At 41.7% G+C, this 19,647-nt stretch carries 17 protein-coding genes; 6 read left to right on the top strand and 11 right to left on the bottom strand.

What is annotated here, in order from left to right:
- Positions 1-75: 75 nt before the first annotated feature.
- The 9 genes from PRU_RS15140 to PRU_RS01700 all read right to left on the bottom strand — a co-directional run bounded on the left by PRU_RS15140 (position 76) and on the right by PRU_RS01700 (position 11,693).
- Positions 76-807: a sigma-70 family RNA polymerase sigma factor gene (locus PRU_RS15140; protein ID WP_074684007.1), complete on the bottom strand. Its 732-nt coding sequence runs from the start codon at positions 805-807 to the stop codon at positions 76-78.
- Positions 808-913: 106 nt separating this feature from the next.
- Positions 914-1,930 carry a RyR domain-containing protein gene (locus PRU_RS16225; protein WP_224083010.1) on the bottom strand — a complete coding sequence of 339 codons (1,017 nt, stop codon included), beginning with the start codon at positions 1,928-1,930 and terminating at the stop codon, positions 914-916.
- The gene (locus PRU_RS01670; RefSeq protein ID WP_041385524.1) at positions 1,923-2,543 is read right to left on the bottom strand and encodes a hypothetical protein; all 621 of its coding nucleotides are present in this window, start codon (positions 2,541-2,543) and stop codon (positions 1,923-1,925) included. The genes PRU_RS16225 and PRU_RS01670 overlap by 8 nt, the downstream gene beginning before the upstream one ends.
- Positions 2,544-2,621: 78 nt before the next feature.
- On the bottom strand, positions 2,622-3,173 hold the full coding sequence (locus PRU_RS01675; protein WP_041385525.1) for a hypothetical protein: 552 nt from the start codon (positions 3,171-3,173) through the stop codon (positions 2,622-2,624).
- 147 nt (positions 3,174-3,320) lie between these two features.
- Complete coding sequence (locus PRU_RS15145; protein ID WP_049769054.1) at positions 3,321-6,680, bottom strand: DUF2225 domain-containing protein; 3,360 nt, start codon at positions 6,678-6,680, stop codon at positions 3,321-3,323.
- 5 nt (positions 6,681-6,685) lie between these two features.
- Positions 6,686-9,184 carry a tetratricopeptide repeat protein gene (locus PRU_RS01685; protein WP_041385526.1) on the bottom strand — a complete coding sequence of 833 codons (2,499 nt, stop codon included), beginning with the start codon at positions 9,182-9,184 and terminating at the stop codon, positions 6,686-6,688.
- Between the two features lie 21 nt (positions 9,185-9,205).
- Positions 9,206-10,531 carry a hypothetical protein gene (locus tag PRU_RS01690; RefSeq protein WP_013064646.1) on the bottom strand — a complete coding sequence of 442 codons (1,326 nt, stop codon included), beginning with the start codon at positions 10,529-10,531 and terminating at the stop codon, positions 9,206-9,208.
- Between the two features lie 11 nt (positions 10,532-10,542).
- On the bottom strand, positions 10,543-11,391 hold the full coding sequence (locus PRU_RS01695) for a hypothetical protein (RefSeq protein WP_041385527.1): 849 nt from the start codon (positions 11,389-11,391) through the stop codon (positions 10,543-10,545).
- Positions 11,388-11,693 (bottom strand): RyR domain-containing protein, encoded by a 306-nt coding sequence (locus tag PRU_RS01700; protein ID WP_041385528.1) that lies wholly within the window; start codon positions 11,691-11,693, stop codon positions 11,388-11,390. The genes PRU_RS01695 and PRU_RS01700 overlap by 4 nt, the downstream gene beginning before the upstream one ends.
- A gap of 234 nt (positions 11,694-11,927) precedes the next feature.
- Here PRU_RS01700 and PRU_RS01705 point away from each other — a divergent pair, with 234 nt between their 5' ends.
- Complete coding sequence (locus tag PRU_RS01705; RefSeq protein WP_013065575.1) at positions 11,928-12,347, top strand: NUDIX domain-containing protein; 420 nt, start codon at positions 11,928-11,930, stop codon at positions 12,345-12,347.
- Here the strand turns inward: PRU_RS01705 and PRU_RS01710 are convergent, their stop codons facing one another.
- Together PRU_RS01710 and PRU_RS01715 are read right to left on the bottom strand one after the other, a co-directional pair.
- On the bottom strand, positions 12,348-12,818 hold the full coding sequence (locus tag PRU_RS01710) for an HAD family hydrolase (RefSeq protein ID WP_013065177.1): 471 nt from the start codon (positions 12,816-12,818) through the stop codon (positions 12,348-12,350).
- A complete protein-coding gene (locus tag PRU_RS01715; protein WP_013063600.1) occupies positions 12,819-15,452 on the bottom strand; it encodes a serine/threonine protein kinase in 2,634 nt (877 codons plus the stop codon).
- Between the two features lie 167 nt (positions 15,453-15,619).
- On the opposite strand from PRU_RS01715, the gene PRU_RS01720 reads away from it, so the two are divergent.
- The 5 genes from PRU_RS01720 to PRU_RS01740 all read left to right on the top strand — a co-directional run bounded on the left by PRU_RS01720 (position 15,620) and on the right by PRU_RS01740 (position 19,571).
- Positions 15,620-16,168, top strand: a complete 549-nt coding sequence (locus PRU_RS01720; protein WP_080517157.1) for a 2'-5' RNA ligase family protein — start codon at positions 15,620-15,622, stop codon at positions 16,166-16,168.
- Between the two features lie 89 nt (positions 16,169-16,257).
- Positions 16,258-17,064, top strand: coding sequence for a TIGR02452 family protein (locus tag PRU_RS01725; protein WP_049769055.1), 807 nt, complete (start codon positions 16,258-16,260; stop codon positions 17,062-17,064).
- A gap of 14 nt (positions 17,065-17,078) precedes the next feature.
- Positions 17,079-17,579: an NADAR family protein gene (locus tag PRU_RS01730; protein WP_013065416.1), complete on the top strand. Its 501-nt coding sequence runs from the start codon at positions 17,079-17,081 to the stop codon at positions 17,577-17,579.
- Between the two features lie 7 nt (positions 17,580-17,586).
- On the top strand, positions 17,587-18,303 hold the full coding sequence (locus tag PRU_RS15150) for a sigma-70 family RNA polymerase sigma factor (RefSeq protein WP_013063081.1): 717 nt from the start codon (positions 17,587-17,589) through the stop codon (positions 18,301-18,303).
- A gap of 38 nt (positions 18,304-18,341) precedes the next feature.
- Complete coding sequence (locus tag PRU_RS01740; RefSeq protein ID WP_013063737.1) at positions 18,342-19,571, top strand: hypothetical protein; 1,230 nt, start codon at positions 18,342-18,344, stop codon at positions 19,569-19,571.
- The last annotated feature ends 76 nt before the right edge of the window (positions 19,572-19,647 follow it).

A 19,647-nucleotide genomic window follows, 5' to 3' on the forward strand; every position in this document is an offset into this window, starting at 1 on the left:
GTTACTTCTGATTGCAAAAGTAACAAAAATACCTGAAACAACAAAACAGAAAAGAGAAAAAGTACGTTCTTATATTTACGCCGCCTTTGCGTAGGCCTTCTGCAGTTGGTGCAGAATAGCCTTCTCGCGAAGGTCGGCAATGATGGCCTTCATTCTCCTGATGGGCAGCCCGTACTTCTTGGCAAGGTCGGAAACGGAATACCCGTCATACACCATCTGTGCCAAGTCCATCATCAGGTTTACATCGCTGGGATAGTACCACTTACTTAGGAAAGAGCGCAGCCCCTCCTTGGTTTCCTCAAAGTCGCGAAGCATTTCACTGCTCAATGGTGCAGCGGGTATGCGGTCTATAAGGTCGCGGCTCCAGTTGTCATCATCTGTATCGTGACAGTCGTCAAGCGACAGACAGGCCTGAAGCCCCAGAAGGAGATTGGGGGTCTTGACGGAACATGTCCAGGTCCTGATGGCCTCGCTGATGGCTCTGCGGATGTGGTGTACCGCATATGAGCAGAAGTGATTATCGAATGAAGGGTTGTAGCGTGCAGCTGCTATGGTCAGACCGTAGTTGCCAGCTGCGATGAGTTCCTCGATGGGTACGAAGGGAGTGGCCATGTCGATGGCGCAGGTGAGTACAAAGCGCAGGTTGGCTTCGATGAGCTTGTTGCGAGCAGTGGTGTCGCCTGCCATGATGCGGCGGCCCAGTTCCTGCTCTTCTTCCATAGTGAGAGGCTGATTGTTCTCGATTTGCTCAAGGTAGACGTTGAAACCTTCGGCATGATTCTCAAGGAGGTGATGCATTTTACTCATAATTCTACAGTTTTAATGATTACTATCTATAGTATACAGACACCAAAACCCCGAAATCTAACAAAGATCTCGGGGAAATATGCTTAAAAGATGTTAATACTGCAGATTATTTATCTTTTGTGATTCTATACCCTAGACGCTGCACAAGTTCGAGAGTGCCTCGTGCCATAATACGATCGTATTTCTTTTCACTTTCAGTTAGATCGCTGTAGGGAACAAGGTCAGGGTGTTTCTTATGTTTGTCATCGCGTACGTCACCATATGTCCACTTATCTTCTATTCTGGCTTTTGCCCAAATGTCATGAGCATTTTCGGCTATGGCTTCCATTAGCTCCTCTAGATCTCCTTCAAGTTTAAAACTACTTGCATCAATGGGAGATGGATTGTATTTCCGAACACCTCGCTTTGTTACAGATATAATATAATAATGTGAATCCTGCCATGCAAACATAAAGTTAGTAGTAGGATGAGTTTCTTCCTGGGCATGCTGTGGGTCGTAGATACGTACCTGTTTGTCGTTGGCAGATAGAACCACTACGGCATGATTAGGTATATTCCGTTCCGTATTGTTGCTATATAGTTTGTCGGCATTTACAACTGCTATGATTTTACATCCATCATTTAACTCTTTGTTAATGAGATCGTATTCGCAATCGTAGCGGCGTACTACCGAGAGACGATAAAATTCTGACAGTAGTCTACCGATATGGTGTAGTGGGGTGCCACCAACCTTAAGCCAACCTTTTCCTCGTGATTGTTCTGTAAGTGATTCTACCGTAGTTTTTATGCCGAATTGTTGTAATAAGTAATGTTCACAACGAACCACGCAATCGTTAGGAGCTTTCATGTCGTGACCATACTCTCTGCTTTTGGCCGCCAGCCTGTACATAGGGAGATATGTTGCCGTCATCGAAATGACATTTGCAGGCGATACCTTTTGGGTTCGCTCTTTACTGATGTGTATATCTGCCAACTTGTTTGATATTGACATCATGATTTCTATTTCTTCCTTTAGGTCGGGATTTTGCTCCGCCGCTAGGAGTATCATTTCGGTTTCTTCGCCGGTTGCTTTTCCTGCATAAAACCGCGACATCAGTTCGTTTGTTATTCTTTGCTTAGCCATATATAATCTTTTTTCCGATTTTGAAAAAGAGTTTGGTGAATGCCTCATTAGCCCTCTTCCTGTCTTGTGATATATTTGTGGAGTCAATGCTTAAATAAGGCATTTCATCTCCCCAGAATTTTCTTCTCATAATTTCTGCATATTTCTCATTGTCCATCATGTCAACAACCATTCTGATTCTTTCGTTGATATCATTTTTTATCAAATTTTGTTCAGGATTCAGTTCGGGTTTGTTGTCTGAAACTAGCGAGGGCACTTCTTTTTGAACTCCCCTTGCTATTATTTCATCATGACGTTTATTCTTTTTTCTTTCAGCACTCCTTTGTTCCTGATAATGGGCTATGGCCTTTCTTGCTAACCAGATTATGATGCTACCACCCTCAGTTTCGTATTCGCGCAGTTTACTTTTGTCTTTAAATAGAAAGTAGAGGTTATTAAAGACTTCTGCTTTTACACTATATGCTTCTCTGTTACGAAAGATACTTTCTTGGATGATTGTAACTACTTCGTCAAATTGACCTCCATAGAAAAGCTGGTTGATGACGTTTATGTCATCATTAAGCAGCCCTTCATAAATCTCACTATCAGATAAATATTCTTTTTTCTCCTCCATGGGGGCAAAGATACGAATTATATCTGGAATAAACAAGATTTTGGTAGAATTATTGTGTAACGTTGACATAAGTGTTGCTCAGTTGATGCTTTTTAGCTGGGAGTCGATGATGACTTCCAGCCCGTTGTATACAGCAGGTATGACGGTGCGGCCGCAATACTGGCGAGGGTTGCCGATGGTAAGTTCCTCGCAGCCTATCATTCTGGCAACGACCTTGCGTACAAATGCCACAGCCATACTCATCATGTGGTCGAAGTCCTTGGCTGTGTATGCTATCATGCGGTCAGGATTAGCCATGAATATAGCGCGATAGAGACGAGCGAGCTCAGGGAAATCCTTCTCTGGCTTGTTCAGACTGCGACGCTGATACCCCATGGGGTGGAGTAGGGTGTAGATATATATCAGTTTCGAGTAACGGTCCTCGAACTTGATGACCTCCTCCGTGTTGTCATCCTTCAGTACGATGACGTCGTAGATGTTAGTACCTGAGATGTCCTTGATGTCGCGATGGCGCACCTCAATAGCGACGGGTTGGGGTGCCCACTCCTTATCTGCTGCCATGTACTCTGCCAGACGCTGCTGCATTTCTTCTACACTCATTTGCTGGATTGCATCTTGAATTTTGCTCATAATCTTACTGTTTTTAAGTTCAACTTCTATATACTTAGTACAGCAAGAGTGAATTTTCTAACAAGTGATGGAGTGTTTTTTTGCAAGAAGTTAGAATCTGTGCGCAATTATGCCATCACTATCGTGGCATTATCAAGATTCAGGACCTTAACCATTCTTCATCAATTCTTTCAGTGTTGCAATCTTTTCTTCTGTTTGATGAATGCTGTCATCTGATTCGTTTTGCTCATGTTTGAGTTTCAAGCACAACTCAAACTCTTCAAGAGCCTCGTCATAACGACCAAGGTCTTGATAGACAGATGCTAAAGTGTCTATAATATAAGGCGTTTCAGGGAATGCCGCAACAGCTTTCTCTGCCCAAGGCAGGGCTTCTTCGTATCGTCCTGACAAATGGAGAGTCCATGCAATTCCATTATATGCTTTTTTATAGCCATTCTCAGCTGATTTCTTATACCATTCAATGGCCTTTTCATAATTTTGTTCTGTACCACACCCATTCGCATACATCCAGCCGAGATTATTTTGAGCGACAGAGTAACCTCCTTCTGCGGCTTTATAAATTAAATCAAAGGCTTTCTCGCCATTTTGTTCCACACCTTGCCCTAATCTGTATTTTACTCCTAATTGATTCTGAGCTAATACATGGCTTTGTTCAGCAGCCATACGATATAATTCAATCGCTTTATCAAGATTAGGTTCTATTCCTTTACCATATTCATAGATTAATCCCAAATTATATTGTGCTCTGGCGTCTCCTTGTTCAGCAGCTTTACTATACCATTCTGCTGCAACTACGTAATTTTTCTCAACTCCTTTACCTATTTCATACATATGACCAATATAAAACTGTGCATTTGTATCTCCAAGAGTAGCTGCTTTCTCAAGCCATTGGCTTGCCAAATTGTTATCGCCAATATTTAGATAGAGGTGTCCTAGCTTTCTATATGTTCTAACTGTGTCTGGATGTTCTGCCCCCAGTACTTTTTCTCTTATTTCTAATGCTATCATGTAATACTCCAGTGCATGGTCGTAATTGCCGATATCTTTGTATAAGACACCGATGTTGTAATATGAGCTTGCCGTGTCAGGATGATCCTTGCCATGGACTTTCTTTCGGATTTCCAAGGCCTGCTTGTAATACTCCAGTGCCTTGTCGTAATTTCCGAGATTATTGTATACGTTGCCAATGTTGTTATATGCCATAGCTGTATTAGGATGTTCCTTGCCAAGGACTTTCTCGCAGATGTCTAAAGCATGCTTATGACATTCCAGCGCTTTGTCATAATTTCCGAGATCATTATATGTGTTACCGATATTGTTATATGAACTTGCCGTGTCAGGATGTTCCTTGTCCCAGACTTTCTCTCGGATATCCAAAGCCTTCTTGTGAAACTCCAGTGCATGGTCGTAATTGCCGATATCTTTGTATACGTTGCCGATGTTGTTATATGATCCAGCTGTATCAGAATGCTCCTTGCCCAGAATTTTCTCTCGAATATATAATGCCTTCTTATGAAACTCCAATGCCTTGTCGTAATTGCCGATCTCAGAGTATACGTTGCCGATGTTGCTATATAAGCGTGCTGTACCAAGGTGTTCTTTGCCCAGAACTTTCTCAAGAATATTCAAAGCCTGCTTTTGATACTCCAATGCCTTGTTGTAATCGCCGAGTTCTAAGTATACGAGTCCAATGTTGGTATATGCCATAGCTGTATTAGGATGCTCCTTGCCAAGGACTTTCTCGCAGATTTCTAAAGCATGCTTATGATATTCCAGAGCCTTGTCATAATTGCCTAGATGGTAGTATCCGATGCCGATGTTGTTATACGAACCGGTTGTGTCAAGGTGGTCCTTGCCCAAGACTTTCTCTCGGATATCCAAAGCCTTCTTATGAAACTCCAGTGCCTTGTCATAATTTCCGAAATCAAAGTAAACAAGACCGATGTTGTTGTATGAGTCGGCTGTGTCAAGATGTTCCTTGCCTAGAACTTTCTCTCGGATATCCAAAGCATGCTTGTGATATTCCAAAGCCTTGTCGTAATTGCCGAAATCATAATATACGATACCAATATTGCTATATGTGCGTACCGTGTCAGGATGTTCCTTACCCAGGATTTTTTCTCGGATATTCAAAGCTTGTTCGAAATACTTCAGTGCTTTGTCGTAATTACCCAAACAATCGTTTACGATACCGATGTTGTTATATGAGCGGGCTGTGTCAGGATGCACCTTGCCATGGAAATCTTCACACATCTTTATTTGTCTGTTGTGTATTTCTATTGCATTGTCGAAAATGGCATGGTCACGAAGGAAACCTGAATATTCCCAAAAGAAATCGATATATTTATCTTGATCATAGTTTATCTCCTGTGCAATTGCATCGGCAAGTTTGTAGATTTCTTCTGCCTGTTTGATGCGTTCATCAATAAGAATACTAGCATCTGCCATAATAGAAGTTGCCTTGAGTGACAACTCTTTGATAGATATAATAAGATTCTGTCGTTTCTGTTCTGTTATCTCCTTGCTTTGTTTATACTCGTTCAATAGGCATTTAGCATCTTCTTCTGCTTCATTGAGAATTGTGTTGGCTTCACGTACTAGCCCTTCGTTAAGAGCATCCATTGCTCGACGTATACGATCATTAATCTCTTCTCCTTGTAATTTTGCAACACGTTTCGCTGTATTAAACAATAGTTCTTGATGTTGGGCAAAATCTTCCTTCAACTTATTGTATTTGTTAAGCTTGGGTTGGAGGTTATCAATCAGCTTTTCTACATCCTTTTTTATATAATTATAATCCTCCTGACAGTCTTCGTCATCAGGGGTTTCTTCTAACTTTGCCTTTTTGGTATCTAGTCTTCTTTGTTTCTTTTCAAGTTCAATTTGCATCTCCTCAATTTCTTTGCGAAGTTCATGAATGTCAGTCTGCATTCTGAGAAAATCTTCGTTAGCTGCAGCAAATTTGAGATTCTCCATTTTGGCAAATGGAAGGCCATTGATGGTTACAACGCCATCTTCTACCTTCACATTATCCATCTGGCTGCTTTCAACCAACTGCAACTGCATTACAAACTGGAACTGAAGGCTTTCGCGATTGTCATAGCGACACCAGTAGTGCCCCATCTCGTCAAAGAGTCTTTTTTTGAATTCCTTCAGTTCGGGTGTTTCTTCTTCTCCTGGTTTCAAATCTTTGCAATATGTATATACCTTTGGAGATGATTTTTCTTTGAATTCATCTGAAGCTATATTGAACTCCTCTACAGTAAACTCTCCTGCTTTCTTGTGGAATAAGGCTAAGAAGATATCACTCTGTCGTACATAATCGTTGTATTCGTCCTGTTTACGTTTATCATTATAGGCAGAATCATAGTCTTCCCATTCAAACAGTTTTATTCGAATGCCACGTTTCTCATACATATTATCCAAACGACGAACCAGATTACCGAACGCCATTCGATCGTAATCCATTTCCTCTGATGATGCCAGGAATATCTTGATAGTCTTCATTTCCTTTAGTGCAATTTGGTTTGTATTTCTTTCAGTCTATTTTGACTATCAACTGCTTCTGGATGATCTTCTGGTAGCAAATCGATAGCCTCTTTGAATTTATTGCGGGCCATTTCCAAATTTCCCATCAAAGCATAGACGCGTCCTAACCTATTGAGATAGCTGGCTTTTGCAGTCGTGTCTTCTATCTTTACTGCAATTTCGTAAGCTTTACTTATATACTCAATGGCTTTCTCGTATAACGTCAAGTCCCTATATTGTGCTCCAACATTGTTATATGCAATAGCGGTTTTAATTGAATTGTTACCCGAATTGCGAAGATGATAATCTATTTCTTTTTGGCGATATATTAAGGCATTATGATAATCTTCAATTTCACGATAAATGGTTCCTATAAGATTATAAGATTTGAGAACATCAGGATGATCCTTTCCTAAAACCTTCTCTTGTATATCCAGGGCCTTCTTATAATGCTCAAGTGCTTTATGATAATCACCTTGACTGTCATAAATGCCACCGATACAGTAATTTGTCTTGGCAGTTTCAAGGTGTTCCTTTCCCAATGTCCTTTCTTGGATTTCAAGAGCCTTAAGGTAATAATGTAAAGCTTTCTGATGGTCACCCATTAAGTCATATGGTACCCCAATATTGTGATAGGATTGAGCTGTATGGGGATGATCTTTTCCCAATACCTTTTCCCTGATTTTTAAAGCCAAAAGATGATTGTCAAGCCCCTTTTGGTATTCACCAATATCATCATATAGGCACCCAATGTTATTATAAACTTTTGCCGTTTCTGGATGATTGATTCCTAAGGCCTCTTTATCAACGTTTATCGCTTTGTTATAGTAATCTAGTGCCTTCTGATAATCACCCATGTCATGATATACAATACCGATATTGTTATACAACTTTGCCGTCTCAGGATGATTAATGCCTAAGATCTTTTCATCAACAACCAATGCCTTTAGATGGTATTCCAATGCTTTTGAGTACTCACCCATATCCTCTAAAAGACACCCAATATTATTGTATGCTGTTGAAGTATAATCATTTTCGGCACCAAGTATTCTTTCATAAATATCAAGCGCTTTCCTGAAATACTCCATAGCTTTGGGGTAGTCAACCATTTGGTTGTATATTAAACCAATATTGTTGTAGGATGTTGCTGTTTGAAGATCAGCCTTCCCCAGTACTTCTTCACGTATTTCTTGAGCCCTGAAATGATATTTTAATGCATCTGTGTATTTACCCATGTCATCATAAAGACAGCCAACATTATTGTAAGCTATTGCTGTGTCGGAGTGAATCTCTCCATATATTTCTTCTGACAACACAATCAGTCGTTTATAGATATCTTCGGCTTGTGAATATCGGGCATATTTCTTTAGAAAATCTCCATAATCGAGAAGGATCTGGGCGAATTTGTTTTTGTCGTACTCAGCAACTTTTGACATTTCATCAGCTTGAGCATATAGGTTCTCTGTGCTTTCGATACGTTCCTCAATAGGTATGCTTGCATCTGCCATTATGGTGGAGGTCTTCAATAATAACTCTTCGATGGAGTTGATAACTGCTTGGCGTTTCAAATCAGTAATCTCTTTACTCTGTTTATAATCCTCTAGATTCCTGCGAGCATCTGCTTCTGCTTCATCTAAAATGATATTTGCCTCTCGAACTTTTCCATCGTTGAAAGCATCCATAGCTCTTCGCATGCGCTCGGTTATACGTTCGCCCTGTAATTGGGCAATACGTTTGGCCGTATCGAATAGGATTTGTTGGTACTCATTAAAATCTTTTTTCAACTGGTTGTAACGGTTGAGTTTCGTTTGTAAGTCATCCTGAAGATCTTCATCATCAGGGAATTTCTCGAGACGCAGACGGGCTTTTTCTATTTTTGGGGGCAAAGATGCCAGTTCCTCATTCATCTTTATGAATTCCTCATTGCGTGATGCAAATTTTAGTTTACCCATTGATGCAATTGGAAGACCATTGATGGTTACATTCCCGTCTTCAACTTTCATATCCGTCATTTGGTTGCTTTCAACCAATTGCAGTTGCATGACGAACTGGAACTGGAGACTCTCGCGATTATCATAGCGGCACCAAAAGTGCCCCATCTCATCAAAGAGCTGTTTCTTAAAATCTTTTAGTTCTGGTGTTTCTTCTTCGCCTGTTTTCAAATCTTTGCAATAGGTATATACCTTTGGAGATGCTTTTTCTTTGAATTCTTCTGAAGCTATATTGAACTCCTCTACAGTAAACTCTCCTGCTTTCTTGTGGAATAAGGCTAAGAAGATATCACTCTGTCGTACATAATCGTTGTATTCGTCCTGTTTACGTTTATCATTATAGGCAGAATCATAGTCTTCCCATTCAAACAGTTTTATTCGAATACCACGTTTCTCATACATATTATCCAAACGACGAACCAGATTACCAAATGCCATTCGATCGTAATCCATTTCCTCTGATGATGCCAGAAATATCTTGATAGTCTTCATAAATGCGAATGTTTTAACGATTTATATTCCGAATTTGCCGTAGCGGCCACCTACATCTTTGTGGTGGTACCAGCTTTTGCGATTGAGCCAGGTGAATCCATTGTTCTTTGTGATTACGGCCAGGTCTATGGGGCCACCAACACTTTCTTGTGAGAAGGTCATGTGGCGCTCAAAGCTGGTCATGGCGATAAGATTCTCTGCCAAGTTTGCCATGTCCTGAACACTATAGTTGTTGAGTGCCTTCAGCCATTGACGACGTTCTTCTACTAGAATCCGTTTTCCATATTGCTTGAACTTGCGAGTCAGATCGTTTAATTTCACCTTGTTGAGTATAGCGTCAATCTCTTCGGATTCTTCCACCGACATACAATCAATGGATAGCTGTTTTTTTATCTCGTTAAACATATTCTCAGAAATACTACAAACATTTCTGAAGAAATGTGGTTCAACTCCTGTAAGCAGAGCATCCATAATATCTGTCTGAGCATACGGACAGATTGCAACGGGATTGGCATCGGATATGGCATGTATGTCTTCTGGATCAATATAGTAGCAGATGCGATTGTCAAATCCATGGCTGACCATTACCCTAATCATTACTGGATATTCCTCGTCACTGCCGTATCCAGAAAATATAAGGTTGGTTTTGCCATACTCATATCCATATGTCATATATGAGAAAAAGCCTTCTATAAATAATTCTTTGATTTCAGACAATATGTCTTTTGGATATTCGTTTGAAAACGTGTCGTCTTCCTCAAACAAAGGTGAGTCTAAAACGGCAGTCTTCCTTGCAAAAAGATTATCAACCATAGAGTCGAGATACTCTTTAAATTGGTTGATGGTGTAATCTTTATACATGGGTAGTGGCGTAAACTCATGGAAGAATTTGATTCCGGATTCAATGCGCTTGTGAAACGCATCAACAATCTGTTTTTTGTTTGTAACTACTCTCTCCTCGTTTATGTTTATATCTGGTACTTGACACACTGCATCATCCCAGAATGAATGAAGCATGTTTCTTAGATAATTCCGTTGTATTTCCTCTGGAAAGAATATCTTCTCTGTTAACATATACGAGAAGAAATCATCGATACAGGCTTGGACGGTCGGGAATTGTATGTTGCCACGTTTCTGCCGATAACGGCGTATAATAACATCCCATGGAGTACAAAGAAAGGATGCCGAGCCAACTATCATGACGCTAACGGGGCAGGCGTCAGACATTCTCAACATTTTGTTGGCTGAATTCTCAACCTTTTCGTTACCGTCTCGTGTCATCGTGACGGCACTATCTGCCGCAATTGCAATACCGCGCTTATTTAAAATGCCTACTACTGCTGTCATAATTGTCAAAATTATAATCCAAATAAACAATGCTTGATATAAACCACTCCCTCTGTACGGGTAATTACTGCCAGTTCTCTGGCGTGCGGAAGTTCCCCCTTGCCGCCGGCTTTTAGGTGGTCTAACTGCACTTTTGCATCAACAAAATCCTCAACAACTTTTACCAGGTCCTCAATATTAAATGAGTCTATCGCCGTGTTGATTCGGTCTAATTGTTTATATGTCTGCTTAAAAGTGTGTTTTTTAAATTCTTCTTCAGTATCGTATTCGCATAGCCTGTTCCGAACACTCTCTTCAAACTTGGTCTCTTTTACAGCTTCCAAAATTCTATTCTTAAAGACTTCGATAAGCTCAACTTGCTTATCTATTAGTTTAAGGTGTGCTGCATGAGAGATTCCGTACATGATTGGCTGAGTTTTCTCAAAATGACTTAGTGTGAAGAAATCAGTCTCATTATCATGATCTATACCTCGCTCTATGTTGAAGTCGCATACCAGTTTGTCTGTTTCCTCGTCAATGTGCACCATAATATCTACGGCCGAAGGGAATACGTCATCAGTGCCAAAACCTAAGAATATAATATTTCTGTCATCTTCTGTCATTTTCTTCCAGGCAGGATCGACCTCTACAGAACAAAGATAATTGCAGAAATCACGGGCATAATCGCCGAATACTTCATGCTTGGCTATTTCGCCCTTTTTTAGATAGGTGTTGATGATGGCATCCCAGGGGATGGGTGAATACGAATTCACGGCAAGAGCTACTGGTTCCTGCCGTGAAAGTGTATATAAGGTCATGTCGGTGTCCGAGGCACAGGCAATTCCTTCTTTGTTTAGAAATGCTACGAATGATGTGTTCATGTTAACTTTGATTTCTTGATTTCAAATCCTTGGGATACAATAAACTTCAGGGTGGCGAAGGCCGTATTTCGATCGTAGGCTTTCTCCTCCTCTGATAGTTCTTCATAGGGAACCAGACATGGAGTCTGTCGTTTCTCGTCGTCACGTACGGGGCCGTATGTCCAGCCTTCGTTCATGCGGTTCAGGGCCCATACCTCATGTACATTCTTTGAGATGGCCTCTGCAAGTACTGTTAGTTCTTCTGGCAGTTTCACGTTAGTAGTGTCAACTGGAGCAGGCTTGTAATCATAGTTTTTAGTCATAATACAATATCATTTGGCAAAATTAAACATTTGTGCTGAAATATACAAGCAAAATTGCATTTATTTGTTTTTCTTATATCTATAAGTTCGATAAAAAGCAATGGTTCCTTCCTGTACATGTGAATAATTGAATAGTTGAATATTTTTTATCAAATCCTTGGAAGTTTGATGAGAAACACCTATCTTTGCGGCACAAATGATAAATAGCATTTCAATAACTATAATGTAAAGCAAATGAGCTACACCTATAAATATCCACGTCCGGCAGTTACTGCCGACATGATTGTTCTGGCAGATAAGTCGGAACCTAAAATACTATTGATTCAACGTAGAGATGAACCCTTCAAAGGCTGTTGGGCATTTCCTGGCGGTTTTATGGATATGGATGAGACTACTGAACAATGCGCTATTCGCGAACTCAAGGAGGAAACAGGCCTTGAGGTAGGGGAGGTAAAACAAGTAGGCGCCTATTCATCAGTCGACCGCGATCCACGTGGTCGCACCATCACTGTGGCTTACGTTGCTCACATACCTCAGGCACTTCCTGTTATGGGGCTCGACGATGCTGCCGAAGCCAAGTGGTGGCCTATTGATGCACTTCCACCACTGGCCTTCGATCATGCACAGATACTGCAAGATGCTTTAAAGGGATAATCATTTTTTTATCTTTATGTGCTCTTTGCTGATAACGCCATCGCGTACCAGTTCGATGATGTCATTTTCGGTCAGGCATCCATGGCAGAACAAGTGGAGGGCAGCTACCCCCCAGTCTATAAATGGAGATGCATCGCTGTCATCTGTTTTTAGAGGTGCGCCGAGCGCTGCGTCATCAATGTATATGTTACCATATACTTTTGGTGATGAAGTCCAATCCTTCTGGCTGGGATTCTCATTCACACCATATAGTGGAATGTCACGTTCCTTAAACCAATCGAGTGCGGGCTGGAGTGTGTCTACGCCTTCAGAATCATGACTTCTCATGGTGCTCAACAGTAGTTTATGCCCATTGTTTACCAATTTCCTTAATACTGGTACTGATCCTATATCTTCTCCGACGGCAGGGTAGCGATGCTTCACTACCGTACCGTCGAAGTCGAGTACTATGTAATAACTGTATTGAATCATTTAGTCAAGTTTAATGTTCTCACATCCGGGGAAGAGGTTGAGGAAAGCCTGAGCATTAACAGGCCTTTCGTTTACGAATTGATAAAGGCCTTCAGCTATCGCCTCCTTCATTAGATCAGTACACTCAAGCATATCAAACATTATGTATTTATCAGCATCCACGGTAATAGGTTTTGGAAGTTTTCCAGATAACATAGTGAATAATGTCGCAGCCACACTGTAGATGTCTGACTGGGGGCAGAAGTGCTTCATCGTACCTCTGGTGTTTTCTGGAGCCGAGAATCTGTCGTAGGAGTGTATATCTCCTCTTATTTCTGTGATATCCCCATTATCGTCATATTGCTGTGATACTCCAAAGTCGATGAGCACAGCCTCGCCATTCTCGTCTATAACAATATTGTCTGGTTTGATGTCTAGATGTAGAATCCTGTGACTGTGCATAGCATGGAGAGCTTTACACAATGGGATGACGATCTTGTCTATAATCAGTTTCTCAGATGATGGAACTTGATCGTTGATTATCATGTCTTTGAGCGACTCTCCTGCATAGAATTTCATTACGTAATATGTAGTGCCAGTAGCTTCATATTCAAATAATGACTTAACTTCTGTTACATGATTGTCAGCTATGTCGGCCATGCTAAGAAGGAATACAGGTTCACTACGGAACATTTTTCGCAGCGATTCAAACTCTGCCTCAAGTGTTTCATCGTACATTACTCTGCATGTCTTCTCGTTTTCTCGATAACATGTGAGATCCCCAATTCCTCTTGGATAGAACTCCTTAATAGCAACGATTTCCTTCGAACCATTACTGCAATTAAGCATCTCTGCGCGATAGGTATAGCCAAATGCACCGCAAGAGATATAGTTTAAGATGGTGTATCTCTTGTTGTCATCTGTTAATTCGAATCCAGGAGGCAGGGCATCAGCTCCTTCTTCTTGTATTTGTGCAGGTGCTTCAGCATTCTCTACGTCTGGCAGATCAAAATCTTCTACCTCTATATATAATATAAGGTTTAGGTAATCTTCTTCTGTCAATGGTTCTGGCACCATTTCATTTTGGCCATAGGGATGAAGTTGACGCCTTACATACGATTGGCTTAACTCGTCTGCAAGCCATTGTGGGTTTTCAAATCCATTAAGTGCAAATGCATAACCATCTTCAAAGAATGCTGATCCTATATCCGCATTGAAAAGTCTGGGCTCAGCAGGTCCTGAAGCATTAACTATTAAGCAGTCTTCGTCTAGGTAATAAGCCGGATTGAATAAGTTCTTGATAGGTCTTCTTTCAATATTCTCATCCCATCGATTACCATAATAGGTCTCGTTCCGGTTTATATAGGCCAGAATATGCTCATCTTCATCTATATTGTCAAGGTTATAAACCGCACGTGGTATCTTTGAGACAATATCACCTAACCTAACTTTTCCAAATCCTTTGCGATCAGGCAGTTCTGATACGATAAGAGATTTGAGATACCCCTTTTTCTTGGCATTGCTAACCTTGATATATTCTGAGAACATATCATCCTCGATGAGTTCCTGCATAGATGTATGCTGGGCCAGTGGGTTCGTGCCATCTATAAACCGAATGAGTCCTTTAAAAACAGTGGTTTTCTGGGCATTTATCAATACGGCTACTTCTCCGAAGGGAAGCAAGGCGATGGTTTCAATCCAGTCGCGCTTCAGGGCTTCCTTAAAGTTTGCCGTCTCTTTCTCGAAGATCTCCTTCGGTAATACCATACCTGCATAGCGACCTTTGAAGTCTGGATCATTCAAACATTTGCCTAGGCAAAAATCGAAGGCTGACTCGCCATTGATGAATCCGGTATATGTGGTGATAACATAGTCAATCTGCTTGCCGTTGAGCCATTGAGTAGAATCGCGCTGCAGGAAGTGCTCGTTTGATACCCCCATGCCGTAGTTCAGCAATAGTCCACCTGCATAAATCTTGTCATTGGTATCACCATCACCAAAGTAATTGGTTTTTGATTGCAACATCGCACCTGCGATAGGACAACCGGCAAACGGGTTGTACACCAGTCCTTTGCCATCATATTGTAATAGCGCTTTCAGGGCATGGGCCACTCTCAAACGTGGACGCTTAGGTTGTATACCGGATTTATTCCAAATATGATTGAAGATGTTCAGATACCTATCTTTTATATACGAAACTGGTGTGTTAAGCAGGGCTTCGGCTAGAACGAATGTTGCATACTGGCGCTGTGCTTTCTCGCTGGCTTCGTTGCTCGAATGATGCACCAGACGTCCTATCCTGTGATGATATTCGCGAACCACGTCTCGTTCATCGTTGTTCTTCAGAGTCGTATAAATCTGAAGCAGGCTGCGGCCAATCTCCATTTCCACTGCAATAGATGTTATTCCATCCTTAATCCATTTATTGACTCTTCGCTTCAGAGTCGCATCAAGATCCACCCACTCATAGTCGATAATTTCTTTGGGGTTGAGCACACATGCTGCAGTCTCAGGTTTGCTGTTTCCTGTAGCAATTCTTAGTTTTCCATTTGCAGCCAATGCCACCATCATCAGCGGCATAAGCGTGTCTGGATTGTAGTGGTAGTAGTTTTCCACTGCATCAAAAAGTCTACTGGAGAATTCCTTTTTTGCCATAGGTCTTAGATATTAATGTAGAGTATAATACTTATTTTCCTGCAAATATATGCAATTCCTGTCTTTTTCCAAAGGAAAATCAAAAAAAGTTGCTATAATGTGTTAGATATTTCCTTTTTCGTGTACTATTATTATATACGAATTATTTATCTAAACCCGTTTTATATATGGCAAATCTATTAGCAATCAGCATTCCTGTTAAGCGCGATCCTTCCTGGTCCGACTGGGCCAAGCGCACTCGTGCTAGTATCAAGGCTGCAGGTGTTCCTGTCAGCAGGTGGCAATTGTTGTTTTACCACATGACTATCCTATTCATCGACGAAGACGCCTGTGTCGCCGACCTCACACCCGGCTTCGCTCAGGTCTTGAAATCATGTCCTGCCATACCGTTTATTGTCAATAAACTCGATGCCTTCACCACCACTAATGGTGCCGAACACATCATCTGTCTGTTGTCTACTCAGGTGCCACAGCAGATCCACAACCTTGCCAGCGACTCAAGGACGATGGCCGACGGCCTCAATGCCAAATACGATCATCGTCCATTCATCCCCCATATCACCTTTGGACATGTGCCAGCCGACAAAATCTCGCTCCAGGAGTTGCGCACCATTCTTGAGGCTCTGCCACAGCCCTCATTCCATTGCCTTCTCAACGAGGCCGAACATCGCTATCGCCGCGGCAACGGCACCATCAAGAAATGGCGCCTCCGCTGATAGTGCACTTTTTCCTCTCAAATACTTGCAAGTTTGAGAGAAAATGTTTATCTTTGCAATATCAATAATAACTAAAAACAATTGTAATTATGAATAAGTCGGATTATAGAAAGATTAACCGTGAAGTGATGACCGACACTAAACTCCAGTATGAAACAATACCAGAGTTGAAGGAGGCCGTGGAGAACTCGATTGAGCGACAGTATATGGTATCCCAAGAGGATAACATTGACCAACCAGTAGTCGACAGCAGCCATACCAAGTATCTCTGCTCTGGCAAGAGAAGCTTTGAGGCAGCTAAGGATTACAAGGGCAAGAAGGTTGCTGTGCTGAATTTCGCTAACAACCACACGATTGGAGGTGCACCATTCTCTGCAGGTGCCCAAGAGGAGTCGCTCTGCAGATGCTCTACATTGCTACCTTGCCTTGAAGCCATGAGCGAACCCTTCTACCAGAAGCATATTCGCCAATTCGAGTCAGGAGAGATTAACTATATGGGTAATGATGACTTGATCTACACCCCTGATGTGGTGGTCTTTAAAACAGATGAGCGCACTGACCCTATCTATCCTAAGATGATGGATCGAAGCGAATGGTATAAGGTGGATGTAATTACAAGTGCAGCTCCGCAGTTGAGGAGAGTTCGCACACTCCCCGTCAACTACAATGACGTAATCTTTGGCCGCATTAAGAAGATATTGGATGTGGCTGCCAAAGAGCATGTCGAAGTGCTGATTCTGGGAGCATGGGGCTGTGGAGCCTTCAAGAATGATGCAAAAGTAGTATCGGATACATTCTATACATTACTGAAGAATTACAACTTCGAGGTAGTAGAATTTGCACTGTCTGACCCTGCCTACGTCACCAATTCCCCATTTAATAAGTGTAATAGTTAATCCAAATTTCTAGTATGAGAGTTACAGATAAACATATTTGTTTCTGGAATGAATGGCCCAGCAATTGGCATCCAGCCGAGTTTGATGTTGAAGTTAATGGTGTGAAATGTCATTTCTACAACACCGAACAGTACTTTATGTATATGAAGGCCATCGTGTTTGGCGATGAAGAAATTGCCAAACAGATATTGGAGGTAAGCGACCCCAAGAAGGTAAAAGCACTTGGACGTAAGGTACAGAATTATGATGAGGCTGTATGGAACGAAAAGCGCTACCAGGTCATGCTTAAAGCCAACGTAGCAAAGTTCAGCCAGAACGAAGATCTAAAGCAATTGCTTCTCTCTCCAGAGTACGAAGGACATGGATTCGTAGAGGCCTCGCCTTATGATAAAGTCTGGGGTGTGCGAATGTTTGAGAGTAATCCCGACATTGATGACGAAACCAAATGGAAGGGACTCAACCTCCTGGGTAAAGTCCTCGACGAAACCCGCCGAATTGTAAGCCTATTAAAATAGTATTAAGATGTTTAAATCTGTTTCAAAGAATTATACCCCTGATTTCCTAGAGAGTTTCATGGCTAGGATTAGGGGAGTTAAAGCCCTTGACGAAGAACAAGAGGTTTATTTGGCTCAAAGGATCAAAGCTGGCGATACTAAGGCCGAAGAGCAAATGATTAAATCAAATCTGAAATTGGTTGTTTCAATTGCCAACTCCTACCGCCCGATGATGTCTATGGAAGACTTGATTCAGAACGGCAATATCGGATTAATCAAGGCTGTTCGCGAATTTAATCCGGAACTCGGCTATCGTTTTGTCTTCTATGCCTCCATGATGATACGCAAATATATCATCATGGGCATTAGAAATGACTCCGGAATTGTCCATAGCTCTGATTATGAACAGGCTTTTATTTCGTCGGAATCTTTGGACGTGCCGGGTTCTGGCGGCTATAAAGATACATCCAAGGCCGATATGTTAGTAGGAGATATGGATGTGGAGTCTGATCTCGATAGTCTGTCCGCCGATTTGAAAAGAGCAATGTGCTCAGTTTTATCCCCCTGTGCGGTTGATATCGTGTGTAAGGTGATGGGCCTAGGTTGTACTCCGATGTATACAGAAAGTATTGGAAAGGAACTGAACATGCCAAAGTCGCGTGTTCGTAAGATTTATCAAGAATCAATTGGAATTCTTCAGAACAATGAAAGAGTGAAAAAATTGCTTTCCTGCTATCAGCGTTAAGCTACTAACAAAGTGTAACAATCTAATAAGAGTATATTATGAGAAAACTGTGTTTTGATGAAGATAAGTTGAATGAGTATTATTCTAACCATTTTGTTAGTGATCTGGAAGACTATTTTAGTATTCCCAATGATACGAATGAGATCAAGTATGTGGGTAAACCCCATTGGCCTTCCAGGATATTCTATCATTCCTCTGCCGAAGACCAGATGATGTTCATCGCCCTGACATCATATATGTTGGCAGCTGAGGAAGTCCTCATGCGCATAATCCCCAGTTCCCCGAACTATGAATTCTATGAGTGCCTGAATTTGTTTGGATATCCGATTGCGCCTATCGCAAAAGCCCGATACGGCCTTGAGAGTATGCTCGAACATTGTGAAATCAGTCAGAAATTCTGGTGCTTCGATGAGGTTGCTGCTTTGAGAGATGCTATGAAGGTTGTAGAACCCTTTATGAACGAAAGGTTCCAGCACCATATGAAGACATGGAACAACGGCTACTTCGCTGAGTATATAACCGATGACATCCCGGCCAAGATTCATCGTGTTATTACCGAAGGTCTTCAAATGCTCTATAGCAAACATTATACTTATCAGGGACTGACAGGAACAGTTCTGACTCACCGCGACTTTGCTGACTACTTCCCAAACCGCTTTTTTGAGCAGTTTAGGAAGTACTTTAGCTGTGCCACTGATAATGGCAACCATCTCGAGGTGCTGTATGTGTATGATCATGGTAATGAGCGGTGGGCTGATGAGATGCCTGGGCAGACAGCGAAGGAAAACCTGCTCTTCGCCAGCATCATGCTCTATCAGGTGATTGCTGAGCAGAGTATTCTCGACGTCGCCCCTAAGGCTAGTAACGATTTCCACAAAGCATTCGGATGGCCTATGATCAGTTCCGGTCCAGGTGGTGGTCCTTATCTCCACCCATTGAAGATGCTGGAGTATGCCGGTCTGTCGCCCATGAAATATGAGGCACCTTTGCTCCTTGAGTATGTCAAGAAGGTGTTCTACTATCTTCGTCAGGAGATGAATACCATCCTCAATCGCAGAGATTCTGTCATCAAGGACAAGGAAGCTGCCAGTCGTTTCTTTGAACAGTGTGATGGTCATGCGAGGTCCAGAATCCGTAAATACTTAGACCGCCAGGAGAAGAGTATTCAGGAGTTACTTGTCAAATGGACCACTTCGCCCGAAGACTGCTGGTACAAGATGCTTGAGAGCGAAGGCATACCCCTTATGATGCCTATAAAGGATTCATAATCAGATTTCTACAGCATGAGGTGTAATACCCCCTTCCTGTACATGTGAATTAATGAATGTAGAATAATTCCCCTCA

This window comes from Xylanibacter ruminicola 23 (genome assembly GCF_000025925.1).
Taxonomy (GTDB): domain Bacteria; phylum Bacteroidota; class Bacteroidia; order Bacteroidales; family Bacteroidaceae; genus Prevotella; species Prevotella ruminicola.